At 67.3% G+C, this 19923-nt stretch carries 16 protein-coding genes, 1 tRNA gene and 1 pseudogene; 15 read left to right on the top strand and 3 right to left on the bottom strand.

The window, feature by feature from the left end; genetic code table 11:
- Window positions 1-13: 13 nt before the first annotated feature.
- Together RBJ65_RS02260 and RBJ65_RS02265 are read left to right on the top strand one after the other, a co-directional pair.
- Complete coding sequence (locus RBJ65_RS02260; protein WP_306320939.1) at window positions 14-394, top strand: DUF3291 domain-containing protein; 381 nt, start codon at window positions 14-16, stop codon at window positions 392-394.
- A gap of 62 nt (window positions 395-456) precedes the next feature.
- Window positions 457-1512: a UDP-N-acetylmuramate dehydrogenase gene (locus RBJ65_RS02265; RefSeq protein WP_372341352.1), complete on the top strand. Its 1056-nt coding sequence runs from the start codon at window positions 457-459 to the stop codon at window positions 1510-1512.
- 15 nt (window positions 1513-1527) lie between these two features.
- Here the strand turns inward: RBJ65_RS02265 and RBJ65_RS02270 are convergent, their stop codons facing one another.
- Complete coding sequence (locus tag RBJ65_RS02270; RefSeq protein WP_306320941.1) at window positions 1528-2160, bottom strand: NAD(P)-dependent oxidoreductase; 633 nt, start codon at window positions 2158-2160, stop codon at window positions 1528-1530.
- 108 nt (window positions 2161-2268) lie between these two features.
- Here RBJ65_RS02270 and RBJ65_RS02275 point away from each other — a divergent pair, with 108 nt between their 5' ends.
- Together RBJ65_RS02275 and RBJ65_RS02280 are read left to right on the top strand one after the other, a co-directional pair.
- A complete protein-coding gene (locus tag RBJ65_RS02275) occupies window positions 2269-2874 on the top strand; it encodes a TetR/AcrR family transcriptional regulator (protein ID WP_306320942.1) in 606 nt (201 codons plus the stop codon).
- 63 nt (window positions 2875-2937) lie between these two features.
- Window positions 2938-3003, top strand: a pseudogene (locus RBJ65_RS02280) (hypothetical protein); the annotation flags it as partial.
- A gap of 105 nt (window positions 3004-3108) precedes the next feature.
- Here the strand turns inward: RBJ65_RS02280 and RBJ65_RS02285 are convergent.
- Both RBJ65_RS02285 and RBJ65_RS02290 read right to left on the bottom strand, forming a co-directional pair.
- The gene (locus RBJ65_RS02285) at window positions 3109-4128 is read right to left on the bottom strand and encodes an adenosine deaminase (RefSeq protein WP_306320943.1); all 1020 of its coding nucleotides are present in this window, start codon (window positions 4126-4128) and stop codon (window positions 3109-3111) included.
- Between the two features lie 138 nt (window positions 4129-4266).
- The gene (locus RBJ65_RS02290) at window positions 4267-5514 is read right to left on the bottom strand and encodes a pyridoxal phosphate-dependent aminotransferase (RefSeq protein ID WP_306320944.1); all 1248 of its coding nucleotides are present in this window, start codon (window positions 5512-5514) and stop codon (window positions 4267-4269) included.
- A 202-nt stretch (window positions 5515-5716) separates the two neighbouring features.
- On the opposite strand from RBJ65_RS02290, the gene RBJ65_RS02295 reads away from it, so the two are divergent.
- From RBJ65_RS02295 to RBJ65_RS02345, 11 genes are all read left to right on the top strand, one after another.
- A tRNA-Trp gene (locus tag RBJ65_RS02295) sits at window positions 5717-5789 on the top strand.
- Between the two features lie 107 nt (window positions 5790-5896).
- Window positions 5897-6175 (top strand): preprotein translocase subunit SecE, encoded by a 279-nt coding sequence (gene secE / locus RBJ65_RS02300; RefSeq protein WP_306320945.1) that lies wholly within the window; start codon window positions 5897-5899, stop codon window positions 6173-6175.
- A gap of 77 nt (window positions 6176-6252) precedes the next feature.
- Window positions 6253-7113 (top strand): transcription termination/antitermination protein NusG, encoded by an 861-nt coding sequence (gene nusG, locus RBJ65_RS02305; protein ID WP_306320946.1) that lies wholly within the window; start codon window positions 6253-6255, stop codon window positions 7111-7113.
- 204 nt (window positions 7114-7317) lie between these two features.
- Window positions 7318-7752: a 50S ribosomal protein L11 gene (gene rplK, locus RBJ65_RS02310; RefSeq protein WP_040252631.1), complete on the top strand. Its 435-nt coding sequence runs from the start codon at window positions 7318-7320 to the stop codon at window positions 7750-7752.
- Between the two features lie 77 nt (window positions 7753-7829).
- Window positions 7830-8561, top strand: coding sequence for a 50S ribosomal protein L1 (rplA, locus tag RBJ65_RS02315; protein ID WP_306320947.1), 732 nt, complete (start codon window positions 7830-7832; stop codon window positions 8559-8561).
- A gap of 130 nt (window positions 8562-8691) precedes the next feature.
- Window positions 8692-9390: a hypothetical protein gene (locus tag RBJ65_RS02320; protein WP_306320948.1), complete on the top strand. Its 699-nt coding sequence runs from the start codon at window positions 8692-8694 to the stop codon at window positions 9388-9390.
- A gap of 73 nt (window positions 9391-9463) precedes the next feature.
- The gene (locus RBJ65_RS02325) at window positions 9464-10417 is read left to right on the top strand and encodes a hypothetical protein (RefSeq protein ID WP_306320949.1); all 954 of its coding nucleotides are present in this window, start codon (window positions 9464-9466) and stop codon (window positions 10415-10417) included.
- A gap of 266 nt (window positions 10418-10683) precedes the next feature.
- Window positions 10684-11214 carry a 50S ribosomal protein L10 gene (rplJ, locus tag RBJ65_RS02330; RefSeq protein WP_306320950.1) on the top strand — a complete coding sequence of 177 codons (531 nt, stop codon included), beginning with the start codon at window positions 10684-10686 and terminating at the stop codon, window positions 11212-11214.
- Window positions 11215-11358: 144 nt separating this feature from the next.
- Window positions 11359-11748: a 50S ribosomal protein L7/L12 gene (gene rplL, locus RBJ65_RS02335; protein WP_306320951.1), complete on the top strand. Its 390-nt coding sequence runs from the start codon at window positions 11359-11361 to the stop codon at window positions 11746-11748.
- Between the two features lie 587 nt (window positions 11749-12335).
- Entirely contained in the window at window positions 12336-15821 is a 3486-nt protein-coding gene (rpoB, locus tag RBJ65_RS02340) for a DNA-directed RNA polymerase subunit beta (RefSeq protein WP_306320952.1), read from the top strand.
- A 96-nt stretch (window positions 15822-15917) separates the two neighbouring features.
- Entirely contained in the window at window positions 15918-19817 is a 3900-nt protein-coding gene (locus RBJ65_RS02345) for a DNA-directed RNA polymerase subunit beta' (protein WP_306320953.1), read from the top strand.
- Window positions 19818-19923 lie beyond the last annotated feature (106 nt).

A 19923-nucleotide genomic window follows, 5' to 3' on the forward strand; every position in this document is an offset into this window, starting at 1 on the left:
CGGGAGGAACGCCATGCCGACCCTGCCCTGGACCACCCCGAACACCCCGCCCGCGGGCGCGGAGGCGCACGTCTTCGCCTCCCGCTTCGAGACCCGCACCCTGTGGGGCGCCCTGAAGTTCCTCGCCCGGACGCCCTTCATCTGGCGGCAGGTGGGGCGGGCGCAGGGCGCCTACGGAGCGACACTGAAGGCGGCGCCGTTACGACGCACCTTCTGGACGCTGTCCGTCTGGGAGTCGCCCAAGGCGCTGCGGGGCTTCGCGGCCACCGCGCCGCACTCGGCGATCTCAGCGGGCCTGCGCGGCCAGATGAAGGACTCGACGTTCCTCACCTGGGACGCCTCGACCGACGAGCTGCCGCTGCACTGGAAGGACGTCCTGCGCCGCTTCCAGTGAGCCCGGCCACGGCGACAGCGGCCCCGTCCTCGTGGCGGGGCCGTTCTCGTACCCTTGAGCGCGTGCAGGAACTCCACGACGCCCCTCTCGCCCCCCTGACCACCTTCCGGCTCGGCGGGCCCGCCACCCGGCTGCTCACCGCGACCACCGACGCCGAGGTGATCGACGCGGTGCGCGAGGCCGATGCGACCGGTACGCCGCTGCTGATCATCGGAGGCGGCAGCAATCTCGTCATCGGCGACAAGGGCTTCGCGGGCACCGCCCTGCGCATCGCCACCAAGGGCTTCGAACTCGACGGTACGAAGCTGGAATTGGCGGCCGGCGAGGTCTGGACCGACGCCGTCGAGCGCACCGTCGCTGCGGGCCTCGCGGGAGTCGAGTGCCTCGCCGGGATCCCCGGCTCCGCGGGCGCGACGCCGATCCAGAACGTGGGCGCGTACGGCCAGGAGGTCTCCTCCACGATCACCGAGGTGATCGCCTACGACCGCGCGACCGGCGAGACCGTCGCGATCCCGAACGCCGAGTGCGCCTTCTCGTACCGGCACAGCCGCTTCAAGGCCGAACCCGACCGCTACGTAGTGCTGCGCGTACGGTTCGAGCTGGAGGACGCGGGGGGCCTCAGCGCGCCCCTGAAGTACCCCGAGACCGCGCGGACGCTCGGCGTCGAGGCGGGCGAGCGGGTGTCGGCCGCCGTCGCGCGCGAGACCGTCCTGAAGCTGCGCGGCGGCAAGGGCATGGTGCTCGACCCGGAGGACCACGACACCTGGTCGGCGGGTTCGTTCTTCACCAACCCCATCCTTGACGACGAGCAGTTCGCGGCCTTCCACGCGCGCGTGGTCGAGCGTCTCGGCCCGGACGCGAAGGCGCCCGCGTTCCCGGCGGGGGAGGGGCGGACGAAGACCTCCGCGGCCTGGCTCATCGACAAGGCGGGCTTCACCAAGGGCTACGGCACGGGCCCCGCCCGCATCTCCACCAAGCACACCCTCGCCCTGACCAACTGCGGCGAGGCCACCACGGAGGACCTGCTCGCGCTCGCCCGTGAGGTCGTCGCCGGGGTGCGGGACGCCTTCGGGGTGACGCTGGTGAACGAGCCGGTGACGGTCGGCGTCCAGCTCTGAAGCCCCCGTAGGGCCTCAGTAGGCGACCCCGACGCCCTGTTTCACCGTCGCCGGGTCGTCCACCATCGCCAGCATCGCGTGCGCCACGTCCGCGCGGGCGATCATGCGGCCCGCGCGCGGGAAGCCGCCCACCACCTTGCGGTAGGAGCCGGTCAGCGGCCTGTTCAGAAGGCGGGGCGGGCGCACCGAGGTCCAGTCCGTCGCACTGGCCGCCAGCGCTTCCTCCATGGCGGTCAGGTCGGCGTACACGTCCTTCAGGGCAGTGAGCATCACTTTGTAGATGGCGCGGTCCAGGACCGATGCCTCCGAGGGCTGCGGGCCGACAGGGGCCGCGCTGACCACGAGCAGCCGACGGGTGCCCTCGGCCTCCACGGCCTTCAGGACGGTCCTCGTCAGCCGGGTCGCGACGCCCGCGTCCGCCTTCTTGCGGGCGCCGAGCCCGGAGAGCACCGCGTCGCGCCCAGCGACAGCGCGCCGCAGCGCCTCAGAGTCCGTCAGGTCGGCGCGGACCACCTCCAGGCGCTCGCCGGTCACCGTGAGCCGGGCGGGATCACGGACCACCGCCGTGACCTCGTGCCCGGCCGCCAGGGCCTGCTTGACGATCTCCTGTCCGATCCCGCCCGTCGCACCGAAAACCGTGAGCTTCATGGCGTACCTCCAGGCGCGCGATGCACAGTGGGTGAGTATTCGCTCACCTCGATTCACCTTTAGGGTGAGTGAGCACTCACCCCCGCGTCAAGCTTGGTTGGAGCCCACATGGACCAGAAGCCGGCCCGTGTCCGCATCGTCGAAGCGGCCCACGAACTCATGCTGAGCATCGGTCTCGCCCGTACGACCACCAAGGAGATCGCCAAGGCGGCGGGCTGCTCCGAAGCGGCGCTCTACAAGTACTTCGCCAACAAGGAGGAACTCTTCGTGACGGTGCTCAACGAGCGCCTTCCGAAGCTGGGCTCCCTCTTGGGCCGCCTCCTTACAGAAGGCGCGGGGGACCCGGACCGCACGGTCGAGCAGAACCTCACCGACATCGCCCGCGAAGCGGCGCTCTTCTACGAGCAGACCTTCCCGATGGCCGCGTCCTTGTACGCGGAACCCAAGCTCAAGCGCCGCCACGAAGAAGTGATGCGCGAACTGGGCACAGGCCCGCACAAGCCCATCCAGGGCCTCGCCGCCTACTTGCGAGCCGAGCAACAGGCCGGCCGCATCGCCCCGAAAGCCGATACGCACGCGGCGGCCTCGCTCCTCCTGGGGGCGTGCTCCCAGCGCGCCTTCGCCTACGAGATGTCCCCGGACCGCAAGCCACCCCAGCCGGTGGACGAGTTCGCGTCCGGGATCGCGCGCACCCTCCTTACGGGAATCGCATAAAGTCCCCTCACCTCAGGGGAGGGGATCATTCATTACACCTCGGTGGCGAAGCTGCCCGAGCGGATGGACGGCGATGGCACGGCCGTCGTGGTCGCCTCACCGAAGGCGGAGACGGTCGTCCATGTCTACGAGGACACGCGTTGCCCGGTCTGTAAGGAGTTCGAACGGGATGGAGGCGGGGAGGCGCCGAACTCCATGCTGTGCTCTTCGCGCACCAGCCGGAGGTGGTGTAGCTCAGGCGGCCAGCCACTCCTCCACACCGCTCAGAAGCTTCTCCTTGACGTTCTCCGGCGCCGCGGAGCCGCGCACCGACTGACGGGCCAGTTCGGCCAGTTCGGCGTCGGAGAAGCCGTGGTGGCGGCGCGCGATGTCGTACTGGGCGGCGAGCCGTGAGCCGAACAGGAGCGGGTCGTCCGCGCCGAGCGCCATCGGCACCCCGGCTTCGTAAAGGGTGCGCAGCGGTACGTCCTCGGGCTTCTCGTAGACGCCGAGCGCGACGTTCGAGGCCGGGCACACCTCACAGGTCACACCGCCGTCCGCGAGCCGCTTCAGGAGCCGCGGGTCCTCGGCGGCCCGCACTCCGTGGCCGACCCGCGTGGCGTCCAGGTCGTCGAGGCAGTCGCGCACGGACGAGGGCCCGGTCAGCTCGCCCCCGTGCGGCGCCGAGAGCAGCCCGCCCTCGCGCGCGATGTGGAAGGCCCGGTCGAAGTCCCGCGCCATACCCCGCCGTTCGTCGTTGGAGAGCCCGAACCCTACGATGCCCCGGTCCGCGTACCGCACCGCGAGCCGCGCCAGCGTACGGGCGTCCAGAGGGTGCTTCATACGGTTCGCGGCGACCAGGACGCGCATCCCGAGCCCGGTCTCCCGCTGGGCGCTGTCGACGGCGTCGAGGATGACCTCCAGGGCCGGGATAAGACCGCCCAGCATCGGCGCGTACGACGTCGGGTCGACCTGGATCTCCAGCCAGCCGCCACCGTCCGCGATGTCCTCCTCCGCGGCCTCCCGCACAAGCCGCTGAATGTCCTCAGGAGCCCGCAGACAGGCACGCGCCGCGTCGTAGAGCCGCTGAAAGCGGAACCAGCCGCGCTCGTCCGTGGCCCGCAGCTTCGGCGGCTCGGCCCCGGTCAGCGCCTCCGGGAGCCGCACGCCGTACTTGTCGGCGAGTTCCAGCAGGGTTGTGGGCCGCATCGACCCGGTGAAGTGCAGATGCAGGTGGGCCTTCGGCAATTGACGGACATCACGTACACGCTCCATCCCAAGATCCTGCCGTACGCACCTGTAGTACCGGTAGCGCCTTTCCACCTTCGGGGCCTCGCCCGAACGAACAAGCGGGCCGCCTCCGTAGGGAGACGGCCCGCTTACGCAGAACCGAGAACTACGTAGCAGCGCGAATCAGTCGCGCGCCTCGGCGAGCAGCTTCTGGACGCGGGAGACGCCTTCGACGAGGTCCTCGTCACCGAGCGCGTACGACAGGCGCAGGTAACCCGGCGTACCGAAGGCCTCGCCCGGAACCACCGCGACCTCGGCCTCCTCCAGGATGAGCGCGGCGAGCTCGACGGAGTCCTGCGGACGCTTGCCGCGGATCTCCTTGCCGAGCAGCCCCTTCACCGACGGGTACGCGTAGAACGCGCCCTCGGGCTCCGGGCAGAGGATGCCGTCGATCTCGTTGAGCATCCGCACGATCGTCTTACGACGCCGGTCGAAGGCCTCGCGCATCTTCTCCACGGCCGTCAGGTCCCCGGACACGGCGGCGAGCGCGGCCGCCTGCGCCACGTTGGAGACGTTCGACGTGGCGTGCGACTGCAGGTTCGTCGCGGCCTTCACGACGTCCTTCGGGCCGACGATCCACCCGACGCGCCAGCCGGTCATCGCATACGTCTTCGCCACACCGTTGACCACGATGCACTTGTCGCGCAGCTCCGGAAGAAGCGCGGGCAGCGACGTGAACTTCGCGTCTCCGTAGACGAGGTGCTCGTAGATCTCGTCCGTCATCACCCACAGGCCGTGCTCCACGGCCCAGCGGCCGATGGCCTCCGCGTCGGCCTCGCTGTAGACGGCACCCGTCGGGTTCGACGGCGACACGAACAGGACGACCTTCGTGCGCTCGGTGCGCGCGGCCTCCAGCTGCTCCACGGAGACGCGGTAGCCGGTCGTCTCGTCGGCGACGACCTCCACCGGCACACCGCCCGCGAGGCGGATCGACTCCGGGTAGGTGGTCCAGTACGGGGCCGGGACGATGACCTCGTCGCCCGGGTCGAGGATCGCGGCGAACGCCTCGTAGATGGCCTGCTTGCCGCCGTTCGTCACCAGGATCTGCGAGGCGTCGACCTCGTAGCCGGAGTCGCGCAGCGTCTTCGCGGCGATCGCGGCCTTCAGCTCGGGCAGACCGCCGGCCGGGGTGTAGCGGTGGAACTTCGGGTTCTTGCAGGCCTCGATGGCCGCCTCGACCACGTAGTCCGGCGTCGGGAAGTCGGGCTCACCGGCGCCGAAGCCGATCACCGGGCGCCCGGCGGCCTTGAGGGCCTTGGCCTTGGCGTCGACGGCGAGGGTCGCGGACTCGGAGATGGAGCCGACGCGGGCCGACACCCGGCGCTCGGTGGGAGAGGAACCTGCGGACGGAGAAGGAGTTGCAGCGCTCATAACCCCATCGTTCCAGACCGGAAACCCGCCCGGCACACGGGTTTCGAAGAGCGTGGAAACCGTCCTTGATCCACAGGCGGATGTTGCTCGTTCGACCTAGGGCTCCGGAACACGTACACTCACTGCTCGTTGGCCTTCAGCGGCCGCGCCTTCCGACTGCACTCCGTGCGTCGGGGCGGATGCGGTACGTTGGGGGAGACAAAGGGTCGTAGCTCAATTGGTAGAGCACTGGTCTCCAAAACCAGCGGTTGGGGGTTCAAGTCCCTCCGGCCCTGCTACACACACCTTCGCCAGGATGTGTGCGCATGTACGTACTGCAATGCACCGCCGTGCGGCTCCACCGGGCGCGGCACGGCCACGACCCGGAATCAGGTGAGGACGAGTGACGGACGCCGTGGGCTCCATCGACAAGCCTGATGCTGAGGCGCCGGAGTCCAAGAAGGCCCGCAAGGGCGGCAAGCGCGGCAAGAAGGGTCCCTTCGGCCGCCTCGCACTCTTCTACCGCCAGGTCGTCGCGGAACTCCGCAAGGTCGTCTGGCCGACTCGCAGTCAGCTCTCGACGTACACCACAGTGGTGATTGTGTTCGTCGTCATCATGATCGGTCTTGTGACCGTGATTGACTATGGCTTCAACCACCTTGTCAAGTACGTCTTCGGCTGAGCCGAAAGCGGAGGGCGCCGTGTCCGGCGCCCCTTTCGCATGTTCCACCCCTATGTATCCAGGAAGAAGCAGCCACAGTGTCTGACCCGAACCTGAACGAGGCGATCGAGCCGGTCGAGTCCGTTGAGGACGAGCTCGACATCGTCGAGGCTGCGGACGCCGAGGAGCCGGACCAGGCCGAGGCTGCCGACATCGCCGCCGGTGAGCCCGCCGAGGAAGCCGCCCTCGAGGTCGAGGCCGACGGCGACACCGACGTCGACGACGCCGAGGACAAGGCCGTAGAGGCCGAGATCGCCGCCGAGGAAGCCGTCGAGGAGCAGGTCGACCCGATCGCCGCCCTCCGCGAGGAACTCCGGTTCCTGCCCGGCGACTGGTACGTCATCCACACCTACGCGGGCTACGAGAAGCGCGTGAAGGCGAACCTGGAGCAGCGTGCCGTCTCGCTCAACGTCGAGGAATTCATCTACCAGGCTGAAGTCCCCGAGGAAGAGATCGTCCAGATCAAGAACGGCGAGCGCAAGAACGTCCGGCAGAACAAGCTGCCCGGCTACGTGCTCGTCCGCATGGACCTGACGAACGAGTCCTGGGGCGTCGTCCGCAACACGCCGGGCGTCACCGGCTTCGTGGGCAACGCCTACGACCCGTACCCGCTGACCCTGGACGAGATCGTCAAGATGCTCGCCCCGGAGGCCGAGGAGAAGGCCGCCCGTGAGGCCGCCGAGTCCGAGGGCAAGCCGGCGCCGCAGCGCAAGGTCGAGGTCCAGGTCCTGGACTTCGAGGTGGGCGACGCGGTCACCGTCACCGACGGCCCGTTCGCGACGCTGCAGGCGACGATCAACGAGATCAACGCCGACTCGAAGAAGGTCAAGGGCCTCGTCGAGATCTTCGGCCGCGAGACCCCGGTCGAGCTGAGCTTCGACCAGATCCAGAAGAACTAGCCCCGTCCGGGCCTGAAAGGTTCCTTCTGGGCACAAGCTTCCGAACAGGTCAGGCGGGCTGCACAGCCCGTCTGACCTGCTCGGTTTTTAGCCGCGCATGGATACCCGTTATCGTTGTGCGGTATGCCTCCATCCGGATGATCCCAACGATCGTCTCCGAGGATGGCGGCTGAACACTCTCACTAAGACCCGGAGAGAGAGCACATGCCTCCCAAGAAGAAGAAGGTCACGGGGCTGATCAAGCTCCAGATCCAGGCCGGCGCCGCCAACCCGGCCCCGCCTGTCGGCCCCGCGCTGGGCCAGCACGGCGTGAACATCATGGAGTTCTGCAAGGCCTACAACGCCGCGACCGAGTCGCAGCGCGGTTGGGTCATCCCGGTGGAGATCACGGTCTACGAGGACCGTTCCTTCACCTTCATCACCAAGACCCCGCCGGCCGCGAAGATGATCCTCAAGGCCGCTGGTGTCGAGAAGGGCTCCGGCGAGCCGCACAAGACCAAGGTCGCCAAGATCACCGAGGCGCAGGTCCGCGAGATCGCCACCACCAAGATGCCCGACCTCAACGCCAATGACCTGGACGCCGCGTCCAAGATCATCGCCGGCACCGCCCGTTCCATGGGCGTCACGGTCGAGGGCTGACCTCCACCTCGCAGATCCATCCGTGGCAGGGCCTGCTCGGCCCGCACCACGACTCCTCTAGAACTCAGGAGAAGCAAGTGAGCAAGCGCAGCAAGTCTCTCCGCGCTGCGGACGCCAAGGTCGACGGGGCCAAGCTCTACGCCCCGCTCGAGGCCGTCCGTCTCGCCAAGGAGACCTCCACCTCGAAGTTTGACGGCACCGTCGAGGTCGCCTTCCGTCTGGGCGTTGACCCGCGCAAGGCCGACCAGATGGTCCGTGGCACCGTGAACCTGCCGCACGGCACCGGCAAGACCGCCCGGGTCCTGGTCTTCGCGACCGGTGACCGTGCTGCGGCCGCGGAAGCCGCGGGCGCCGACATCGTCGGCTCCGACGAGCTCATCGCCGAGATCGCCAAGGGCGACCGGCTGAACGAGTTCGACGCCGTTGTCGCCACCCCGGACCTCATGGGCAAGGTCGGCCGCCTCGGCCGCGTGCTCGGTCCGCGTGGCCTCATGCCGAACCCGAAGACCGGCACCGTGACCCCGGACGTGGCCAAGGCCGTGACCGAGATCAAGGGCGGCAAGATCGAGTTCCGCGTCGACAAGCACGCGAACCTGCACTTCATCATCGGCAAGGTGTCCTTCGACGACGCCAAGCTGGTGGAGAACTACGGCGCGGCCCTGGAGGAGATCCTCCGTCTGAAGCCGTCCGCCGCCAAGGGTCGCTACGTCAAGAAGGCCGCCATCTCCACCACGATGGGCCCCGGCATCCAGCTTGACCCGAACCGCACCCGCAACCTCCTCGTCGAGGAGGACCCGGCCGCGGTCTGAGCCCCTTAAGGCTCGCTGAAGTCGGCGACGGGCCCCGCACCTTCCGAGGTGCGGGGCCCGTTCCGCTTTTCCGGCCCCTACGAAGGCGGGCTTGGGCTAGCTTCGCGGTGACCGACCGGGGGAGCAGCGAATGCCGAGGTACGCGCGCGTGGTGGGCCTTGCCGTCACGGGGGTCCTCATGACCGCTTGCGGCGGGGCGCCGGAGCACGAGGCCCACGAGAGCCACGAGGCGCGCACAGCGCTGCGTACGGCCCGGCAGCAGGTCGCCTCGGCGGGCTCGGCCCGCGTCGACGCGACGATGACCACCGGCAAGCGCCTGACCTCGCGAAGCACCGGGGCGCTCGACTGGTCGGACGGCGTCGAAGGCACTCTGACCCTGCGCGTCACGGGTGGCGAACTCGCCTCCTCCATGCGCGAGTTGGGCGGCGACCCGTCCCAGACGCGCTACCTTCCGGACGCCTACTACACGCGCATGAGCGCAAGGTTCGCCGAGCTCCAGGGCGGACGGCGCTGGATCCGGCACGCGTACGACACCCGGAGCGACCTCACCCCGGCCGACGCCCTCAAGTCGCTCGCCGGGGCGAAGGACGTCCACCGGGTGGGGCGGGAGACCGTGCGCGGCACGCGGACCACGCACTACCGGGGCACCTCAGGGCGCCAGCACATCGACGTATGGCTCGACGCGAGGCAGCTTCTGGTGCGGCGCACCCAGCGCGCGGGCGACTTCACCGGGACCGTCCACTACCGCGACTACGGCGCCCCGGCCCGGGCCCAGCGGCCGGCGGATCGCGACACCGTCGACTTCGCGGACGTCACGGGGGCCGGATAAAGCTGTGGGTGGGCTGTCCGAGGCGTCCGATATCGTGCGAGCAGATCAGAAACGCCAAGGGGTGGGATTCGAGATGACTGTTTCCGTACGACGTGTGGCGGGCGCCGCCGCCGCGACCGCTCTGCTGTGTTCGGCCGTCGCCGCCTGTGGCGGGGGCGACGAGGGTGGCGAGAAGAAGGCCTCCGGGACGGGGTCCCAGTCGGTCGCGCAGGCCGTCACGGCCGCGTACAAGAAGACCTCCGCGGCCAAGTCCGCCAAGGTCGAGATGACCATGAAGACGCCGACCGCGGCCCAGGGCGGCGGTGACATGAAGATGTCCGGTGTCATGGGCTGGGACCCGACCGTCATGGATATGACGATGTCGGGCTCCGCGCTCGCCTCCGGTGGCGCGACCGCGCCCAAGAGCATCCGCATGGTCATGCAGGACAACGTGATGTACATGGACATGGGCGCCGCCGCTGCCAAGCAGATGGAGGGCAAGCGCTGGATGAAGATGGACATCGCGGCCATCGCCAAGGAGTCCGGCGACGAGAAGATGGCGCGGCAGCTGACCGGCGGCCTGGACAGCACGAGCCAGAGCCCTGCACAGCAGATCGCCGTCCTGCTCGACTCGCCCAACCTGAAGCACCTCGGCTCCGCCACCGTCGACGGCGAGCAGACGGAGCACTACAAGGGCAAGCTGACGGTCGACGAGATGATGTCGAAGAACGACTCGCTGAAGGTCCTCAGCAAGTCCGACCGCAGCCAGCTGCTCAAGACCGTCAAGCAGGCCGGGATCAAGAACTACGACACCGAGCTGTGGATCAACAAGGACAACCTGCCGGTCCGGCTCGACGTCACGATGGACAGCTCGCAGGGCGCCGTCCAGGTCTCGGAGAAGTTCTCCGACTACGGCGCCGCGGTGAAGGCCGCCACGCCGCCCGCCGACCAGACCTTCGACATGATGAAGATGCTCAAGGAGCTGGGCAAGGGCGCCGGAAGCGGGGCCGGTTCCACCGGATCCACGGGACTCGACAGCGGGGTCTGACCGGATTTGCTTGACAAGCACCTCTTCGCTTAACCTTCCACAGAAGCCAAAGACCGCTGGTCGTTGCCGTGCGCTCGCAAGAGAGTTCGGTGGCCGAAGGATCCGCTGAAACTGCGGACGACCCGCGCAGGTGACTGTGGAAGTGCTCCCTCCCGGATTCGTCCGTGATGGTCGAGCTCACGCCCCGTGCGCCTGCGCCGGGGCGTTTCGTTTTCCCCAGCCTCCTTGCGAGCGGTCCTCATCACCCGGAAGGAGGCTGACGCTCTATGCCGACGCCCGACAAGGCTGCCGCGGTAGCCGAGCTCACGGACAAGTTCCGCAGCTCGAACGCCGCCGTGCTGACCGAGTACCGGGGTCTCACCGTGGCCCAGCTCAAGCAGCTGCGCCGTTCGCTCGGTGAGAACTCCGAGTACGCCGTGGTGAAGAACACGCTGACCAAGATCGCGGCCAACGAGGCCGGGATCAACGCGCTGGACGACCTCTTCGCGGGTCCGACGGCGGTTGCCTTCGTCACCGGTGACCCGGTGGAGTCGGCGAAGGGTCTTCGTGACTTCGCCAAGGACAACCCGAACCTCGTCATCAAGGGCGGTGTCCTTGACGGCAAGGCGCTGTCCGCCGACGAGATCAAGAAGCTTGCGGACCTCGAGTCCCGCGAGGTTCTGCTCTCCAAGCTGGCCGGTGCCTTCAAGGCGAAGCAGTCGCAGGCTGCCTCCGTCTTCAACGCGCTGCCGACGAAGCTCGTCCGCACCGTGGACGCGCTCCGTGCCAAGCAGGACGAGCAGGGCGGTGCCGAGTAATTCGGCTCGCTTTCTGATCCTCGCCGCCTGACCGGGCGGCAGGGATCGCAGCGGGCCGAACGTCTACGAAGTAATGCCGATAGGCATACGCCCGCCTCACCCAGTACATCCGGCACCTGCCGATTTAGTGGAAGGACCGCCATCATGGCGAAGCTCACCCAGGACGAGCTGCTTGCGCAGTTCGAGGAGATGACCCTCATCGAGCTCTCCGAGTTCGTGAAGGCCTTCGAGGAGAAGTTCGACGTCGAGGCCGCGGCTGCCGCCCCGGTCGTCGTCGCCGGTGGTGCCGCTGGTGGCGCCGCCGCCGAGGCCGCCGAGGAGCAGGACGAGTTCGACGTCGTCCTCACCGGCGCCGGCGACAAGAAGATCCAGGTCATCAAGGTCGTGCGCGAGCTCACCTCCCTGGGCCTCAAGGAGGCCAAGGACCTCGTCGACGGCACCCCGAAGCCGGTCCTCGAGAAGGTCGCCAAGGACGCTGCCGAGAAGGCCAAGGAGCAGCTCGAGGGCGCCGGCGCCACCGTCGAGGTCAAGTAATTACCTCTTCGAGTCAGCCGACTCTTCTTCAGGTGAAACTGCTTCCCCGGGAGCTGTAACACCGAGGTACCGAAGGGCGATCACCCAGTTGGGTGGTCGCCCTTCGGCGTTGTCTGGCTCGCAGGCCGAGGGTGCCTTGCGCTGTCGGTCGCGCAGAGTATGGTGATCTTCGTTGTGCCTGGCGCCACCCCTGTTCGGCCAAGAGGGGGCCTTGACGAACAGCACGCAGCGCGCAATTCTCAGGACGCGTCGTCACAACGATCCGGATCCGAGGCATGGATCGACGGCGAAGAGGGCAGTAAGGATGTGCGCTCAGCGCACAGGGCACGCCGCAGACGGTGAACGGTTGAGAACAACGAGGGTCTCAAAAAACCCGCACTGGACATCAGTGGGCCTTCTGGCTACACTGTCCCTTTGCGCTGCCTGTTAGCTGCTCCCTGCCCGTCACCAGGGGCATGCCCTCGCCTCAGCACCGTGGATTGAACCGGCTCTGACCTGGCCATATGCCAGATCAGGGGCTCTGTCCCGTTGTATGGCTTGGGACCGGTACGCGCGTAGTGAGTCCGAGCCCTCGGAAGGACCCCCTCTTGGCCGCCTCGCGCAACGCCTCGACCGCGAATACGAACAACGGCGCCAGCACCGCCCCGCTGCGCATCTCCTTTGCAAAGATCAAGGAGCCTCTCGAGGTTCCGAACCTGCTCGCGCTGCAGACCGAGAGCTTTGACTGGCTGCTCGGCAACACCGCTTGGCAGAGTCGGGTCGAGGAGGCTCTGGAGTCGGGTCACGACGTCCCCACGAAGTCCGGTCTGGAGGAGATCTTCGAGGAGATCTCCCCGATCGAGGACTTCTCCGGGTCGATGTCCCTGACCTTCCGCGACCACCGCTTCGAGCCGCCGAAGAACTCGATCGACGAGTGCAAGGAGCGCGACTTCACGTACGCGGCTCCGCTCTTCGTCACCGCTGAATTCACCAACAACGAGACCGGCGAGATCAAGTCCCAGACGGTCTTCATGGGCGACTTCCCGCTCATGACGAACAAGGGCACCTTCGTCATCAACGGCACCGAGCGTGTCGTGGTGTCGCAGCTCGTCCGTTCGCCCGGTGTCTACTTCGACTCCTCCATCGACAAGACGTCCGACAAGGACATCTTCTCCGCCAAGATCATCCCGTCCCGGGGTGCCTGGCTGGAGATGGAGATCGACAAGCGCGACATGGTCGGTGTGCGCATCGACCGCAAGCGCAAGCAGTCCGTCACCGTTCTCCTGAAGGCTCTCGGTTGGACGACCGAGCAGATCCTGGAGGAGTTCGGCGAGTACGAGTCCATGCGCGCCACCCTGGAGAAGGACCACACCCAGGGCCAGGACGACGCGCTGCTCGACATCTACCGCAAGCTGCGTCCGGGCGAGCCGCCCACGCGCGAGGCCGCGCAGACGCTGCTCGAGAACCTCTACTTCAACCCGAAGCGCTACGACCTCGCGAAGGTCGGCCGCTACAAGGTGAACAAGAAGCTCGGTGCCGAAGAGCCGCTGGACGCCGGCGTGCTCACGACCGACGACGTCATCGCCACCATCAAGTACCTGGTGAAGCTCCACGCGGGCGAGACCGAGACGGTGGGCGAGTCGGGCCGCGAGATCGTCGTCGAGACCGACGACATCGACCACTTCGGCAACCGTCGTATCCGTAACGTCGGCGAGCTCATCCAGAACCAGGTCCGTACGGGTCTGGCTCGTATGGAGCGCGTCGTGCGCGAGCGCATGACGACGCAGGACGTCGAGGCGATCACGCCGCAGACCCTGATCAACATCCGCCCGGTCGTGGCGTCGATCAAGGAGTTCTTCGGTACCTCGCAGCTGTCCCAGTTCATGGACCAGAACAACCCGCTGTCGGGGCTGACGCACAAGCGTCGTCTGAACGCCCTCGGCCCGGGTGGTCTGTCCCGTGAGCGGGCGGGCTTCGAGGTCCGAGACGTGCACCCGTCGCACTACGGCCGCATGTGCCCGATTGAGACCCCTGAAGGTCCCAACATTGGTCTCATCGGTTCGCTCGCCTCGTACGGCCGCATCAACCCGTTCGGCTTCATCGAGACGCCGTACCGCAAGGTCGTCGACGGTGTCGTCACCGACGACGTCGACTACCTGACGGCCGACGAGGAGGACCGCTTCGTCATCGCGCAGGCCAACGCGCCGCTGACGGAGGAGCTCCACTTCGCCGAGGCCCGCGTCCTGGTCCGCCGCCGTGGCGGAGAGGTCGACTACGTCCCCGGGGACGACGTCGACTACATGGACGTCTCGCCGCGCCAGATGGTGTCGGTCGCGACCGCGATGATTCCGTTCCTCGAGCACGACGACGCCAACCGTGCCCTCATGGGCGCGAACATGATGCGTCAGGCCGTGCCGCTGATTAAGTCCGAGGCGCCGCTCGTCGGCACCGGCATGGAGTACCGCTGCGCCACCGACGCCGGCGACGTACTCAAGGCCGACAAGGACGGTGTGGTCCAGGAGGTCTCCGCGGACTACATCACGACCGCCAACGACGACGGCACGTACACCACGTACCGCCTGTCGAAGTTCTCCCGCTCCAACCAGGGCACCTCTGTGAACCAGAAGGTCGTCGTGGACGAGGGCGCGCGGATCATCACCGGCCAGGTCCTGGCCGACGGTCCCGCGACCGAAGAGGGCGAGATGGCGCTCGGCAAGAACCTTCTTGTCGCCTTCATGCCGTGGGAGGGTCACAACTACGAGGACGCCATCATCCTGAGCCAGCGGCTCGTCCAGGATGACGTGCTCTCTTCGATCCACATCGAAGAGCACGAGGTCGACGCCCGTGACACCAAGCTCGGCCCGGAGGAGATCACCCGGGACATCCCGAACGTCTCCGAGGAGGTCCTCGCCGACCTCGACGAGCGCGGCATCATCCGCATCGGTGCCGAGGTCATCGCCGGCGACATCCTCGTCGGCAAGGTGACCCCGAAGGGTGAGACCGAGCTGACGCCGGAGGAGCGTCTGCTGCGCGCCATCTTCGGTGAGAAGGCCCGCGAGGTCCGTGACACCTCCCTGAAGGTGCCGCACGGCGAGACCGGCAAGGTCATCGGCGTCCGCGTCTTCGACCGTGAAGAGGGCGACGAGCTGCCGCCGGGCGTGAACCAGCTGGTTCGTGTCTACGTGGCCCAGAAGCGCAAGATCACCGACGGTGACAAGCTCGCAGGACGTCACGGCAACAAGGGCGTCATCTCGAAGATCAACCCGATCGAGGACATGCCGTTCCTGGAGGACGGCACCCCGGTCGACATCATCCTCAACCCCCTGGGTGTGCCGTCCCGAATGAACCCGGGACAGGTCCTGGAGATCCACCTCGGCTGGCTCGCCAGCCAGGGCTGGGACGTCTCCGGCCTCGCCGACGAGTGGGCCCAGCGCCTCCAGGCGATCGGCGCCGACCAGGTCGAGGCGCGTACGAACGTCGCGACCCCGGTCTTCGACGGTGCGCGTGAGGACGAGCTCGCGGGTCTGCTCGAGCACACCACCCCGAACCGCGACGGCGACCGCATGGTCCTCCCGTCCGGTAAGGCGAGGCTGTTCGACGGCCGCTCCGGCGAGCCGTTCCCGGACCCGATCTCGGTCGGGTACATGTACATCCTCAAGCTGCACCACCTGGTCGACGACAAGCTGCACGCCCGGTCGACCGGTCCGTACTCGATGATCACCCAGCAGCCGCTGGGTGGTAAGGCTCAGTTCGGTGGCCAGCGCTTCGGTGAGATGGAGGTGTGGGCGCTGGAGGCGTACGGCGCCGCTTACGCCCTCCAGGAGCTGCTGACCATCAAGTCCGACGACGTCACCGGCCGCGTGAAGGTCTACGAGGCCATCGTCAAGGGCGAGAACATCCCCGAGCCCGGCATTCCCGAGTCCTTCAAGGTGCTCATCAAGGAAATGCAGTCCCTGTGCCTCAACGTGGAGGTGCTGTCCTCGGACGGCATGTCCATCGAGATGCGCGACACCGACGAGGACGTCTTCCGCGCTGCGGAGGAGCTCGGCATCGACCTGTCGCGGCGCGAGCCGAGCAGCGTCGAAGAGGTCTGACGGGAGTCCGGTAGGGGCCCGGAAACGGGCCCCCGCCGACCCCTCGACCCCCGTTTCAGACCACAGACTTACAACCCTGAGAGGGATTGACGCATAGTGCTCGACGTCAACTTCTTCGATGAGCTCCGGATCGGTCTGGCCACCGCTGACGACATCCGTCAGTGGAGCCACGGCGAGGTCAAGAAGCCCGAGACCATCAACTACCGCACCCTCAAGCCCGAAAAGGACGGACTCTTCTGCGAGAAGATCTTCGGTCCGACCCGGGACTGGGAGTGCTACTGCGGCAAGTACAAGCGCGTCCGCTTCAAGGGCATCATCTGCGAGCGCTGCGGCGTGGAGGTCACCCGCGCCAAGGTGCGTCGTGAGCGGATGGGCCACATCGAGCTGGCCGCCCCCGTCACGCACATCTGGTACTTCAAGGGCGTTCCGTCGCGTCTGGGCTACCTGCTCGACCTCGCCCCCAAGGACCTCGAGAAGGTCATCTACTTCGCGGCGTACATGATCACGTACGTCGACGAGGAGCGCCGCACCCGCGACCTGCCCTCCCTCGAGGCGCACGTCCAGGTCGAGCGTCAGCAGATCGAGAACCGCCGCGACTCCGACCTGGAGGCCCGCGCCAAGAAGCTCGAGACGGACCTCGCCGAGCTTGAGGCCGAGGGCGCCAAGGCCGACGTGCGCCGCAAGGTGCGCGAAGGTGCCGAGCGCGAGATGAAGCAGCTGCGCGACCGTGCGCAGCGCGAGATCGACCGCCTCGACGAGGTGTGGTCGCGCTTCAAGAACCTCAAGGTCCAGGACCTCGAGGGCGACGAGCTGCTCTACCGCGAGCTGCGTGACCGTTTCGGCACGTACTTCGACGGTTCGATGGGTGCCGCGGCGCTGCAGAAGCGCCTGGAGACCTTCGACCTCGAGGAAGAGGCCGAGAAGCTCCGCGAGATCATCCGTACCGGCAAGGGCCAGAAGAAGACCCGCGCGCTCAAGCGCCTCAAGGTCGTCTCCGCGTTCCTGCAGACCAGCAACAGCCCCAAGGGCATGGTTCTGGACTGCGTCCCGGTCATCCCGCCGGACCTGCGTCCGATGGTGCAGCTGGACGGTGGCCGCTTCGCGACCTCCGACCTGAACGACCTGTACCGCCGCGTGATCAACCGCAACAACCGTCTGAAGCGTCTGCTGGACCTGGGCGCTCCGGAGATCATCGTCAACAACGAGAAGCGCATGCTTCAGGAGGCTGTTGACGCCCTCTTCGACAACGGTCGTCGTGGTCGCCCGGTGACGGGTCCGGGCAACCGCCCGCTGAAGTCCCTCAGCGACATGCTGAAGGGTAAGCAGGGTCGTTTCCGTCAGAACCTGCTCGGTAAGCGTGTGGACTACTCCGCGCGTTCCGTCATCGTCGTCGGTCCGCAGCTGAAGCTGCACCAGTGTGGTCTGCCGAAGGCCATGGCGCTGGAGCTCTTCAAGCCGTTCGTGATGAAGCGCCTGGTCGACCTGAACCACGCGCAGAACATCAAGAGCGCCAAGCGCATGGTGGAGCGCGGCCGCACGGTCGTGTACGACGTCCTCGAAGAGGTCATCGCCGAGCACCCGGTTCTGCTGAACCGTGCTCCCACCCTGCACCGCCTCGGCATCCAGGCCTTCGAGCCGCAGCTGGTCGAGGGCAAGGCCATTCAGATCCACCCGCTCGTCTGCACCGCGTTCAACGCGGACTTCGACGGTGACCAGATGGCCGTGCACCTGCCGCTGTCCGCGGAGGCGCAGGCCGAGGCCCGCATCCTGATGCTGTCCTCGAACAACATCCTCAAGCCCGCCGACGGCCGTCCGGTGACGATGCCGACGCAGGACATGGTCCTGGGTCTGTTCTTCCTCACCACCGACGGCGACCTCCGTGACACCAAGGGCGAGAACCGCGCGTTCGGTTCCGTGGCCGAGGCGATCATGGCGTTCGACGCCGGCGAGCTCGCGCTGCAGTCGCCGATCGACATCCGCTTCCCGGTGGGCACCATGCCGCCGCGTGGCTGGACGCCGCCGGCCGCCGAGGAGGGCGAGCCCGAGTACCAGCCGGGTGACAGCTTCCGGCTGCGTACGACGCTGGGCCGCGCGCTCTTCAACGAGCTGCTGCCCGAGGACTACCCGTTCGTCGACTACTCGGTGGGCAAGAAGCAGCTCTCCGAGATCGTCAACGACCTGGCCGAGCGCTACCCCAAGGTCATCGTGGCGGCGACGCTCGACAACCTGAAGGCGGCGGGCTTCTTCTGGGCGACCCGTTCCGGTGTCACCGTGGCCATCTCCGACGTCGTCGTTCCCGAGGCGAAGAAGGAGATCGTCGCGGGCTACGAGGCGCAGGACGAGAAGGTCCAGAAGCAGTACGAGCGCGGTCTCATCACGAAGGAAGAGCGCACTCAGGAGCTCATCGCGATCTGGACCAAGGCGACCAACGAGGTCTCCGAGGCGATGAACGCGAACTTCCCGAAGACCAACCCCATCTTCATGATGGTTGACTCGGGTGCCCGAGGAAACATGATGCAGATGCGTCAGATCGCCGGTATGCGTGGTCTGGTGTCGAACGCCAAGAACGAGACGATCCCGCGTCCGATTAAGGCCTCCTTCCGTGAGGGCCTGTCGGTGCTTGAGTACTTCATCTCGACTCACGGTGCTCGTAAGGGTCTCGCGGACACCGCTCTGCGTACCGCCGACTCCGGTTACCTCACCCGTCGTCTGGTCGACGTCTCGCAGGACGTCATCATTCGCGAGGAGGACTGCGGCACCGACCGCGGCCTCAAGCTCCAGATCGCGGAGCGCGGCGCCGACGGTGTGCTGCGCAAGACCGAGGACGTCGAGACCAGCGTCTACGCCCGCATGCTGGCCGAGGACGTCGTCGTCGACGGCAAGGTCATCGCGCCGGCCAATGTCGACCTGGGCGACGTGCTCATCGACCAGCTGGTCAAGCACGGCATCGAGGTCGTCAAGACCCGCTCCGTCCTGACCTGCGAGTCGGCCGTCGGCACCTGTGCCTTCTGCTACGGCCGTTCGCTGGCCACCGGCAAGCTGGTCGACATCGGTGAGGCGGTCGGCATCATCGCCGCCCAGTCCATCGGTGAGCCCGGTACCCAGCTGACGATGCGTACCTTCCACACCGGTGGTGTGGCCGGTGACGACATCACCCAGGGTCTGCCCCGTGTCGTCGAGCTCTTCGAGGCTCGTACGCCGAAGGGTGTCGCCCCGATCTCCGAGGCCGCGGGCCGCGTCCGCATCGAGGAGACCGAGAAGACCAAGAAGCTCGTCGTCACCCCGGACGACGGCAGCGACGAGACGGCGTTCCCGATCTCGAAGCGTGCCCGTCTACTCGTGGGCGAGGGCGACCACGTCGAGGTCGGCCAGAAGCTGACCGTCGGTGCCACCAACCCGCACGACGTGCTGCGCATTCTCGGCCAGCGTGCGGTCCAGGTGCACCTGGTCGGCGAGGTCCAGAAGGTCTACAACTCGCAGGGTGTGTCGATCCACGACAAGCACATCGAGATCATCATCCGGCAGATGCTGCGCCGCGTGACGATCATCGAGTCCGGCGACGCCGAGCTGCTGCCCGGCGAGCTCGTCGAGCGTGCGAAGTTCGAGGGCGAGAACCGTCGTGTGGTCACCGAGGGCGGTCACCCCGCCTCCGGCCGTCCGCAGCTGATGGGTATCACCAAGGCCTCGCTGGCGACGGAGTCCTGGCTGTCGGCCGCCTCCTTCCAGGAGACGACCCGAGTCCTGACGGATGCGGCGATCAACGCCAAGTCCGACAGCCTCATCGGCCTCAAGGAGAACGTCATCATCGGTAAGCTCATCCCGGCCGGTACGGGCCTGTCCCGCTACCGCAACATCCGGGTGGAGCCCACCGAGGAGGCCAAGGCCGCGATGTACTCGGCCGTCGGCTACGACGACATCGACTACTCGCCGTTCGGCACCGGCTCCGGCCAGGCCGTTCCGCTGGAGGACTACGACTACGGTCCGTACAACCAGTAAGCGAGCAGCTGCTTGAAACCGCAGGGCGGTCACTCCGGGTAATCCGGGGTGGCCGCCCTGTGGCGTAGTGCCGCATGATGGACGCCACAACGTGTCTGTGCCGGGG

Source organism: Streptomyces sp. KL109B (genome assembly GCF_030766935.1).
GTDB lineage: Bacteria > Actinomycetota > Actinomycetes > Streptomycetales > Streptomycetaceae > Streptomyces.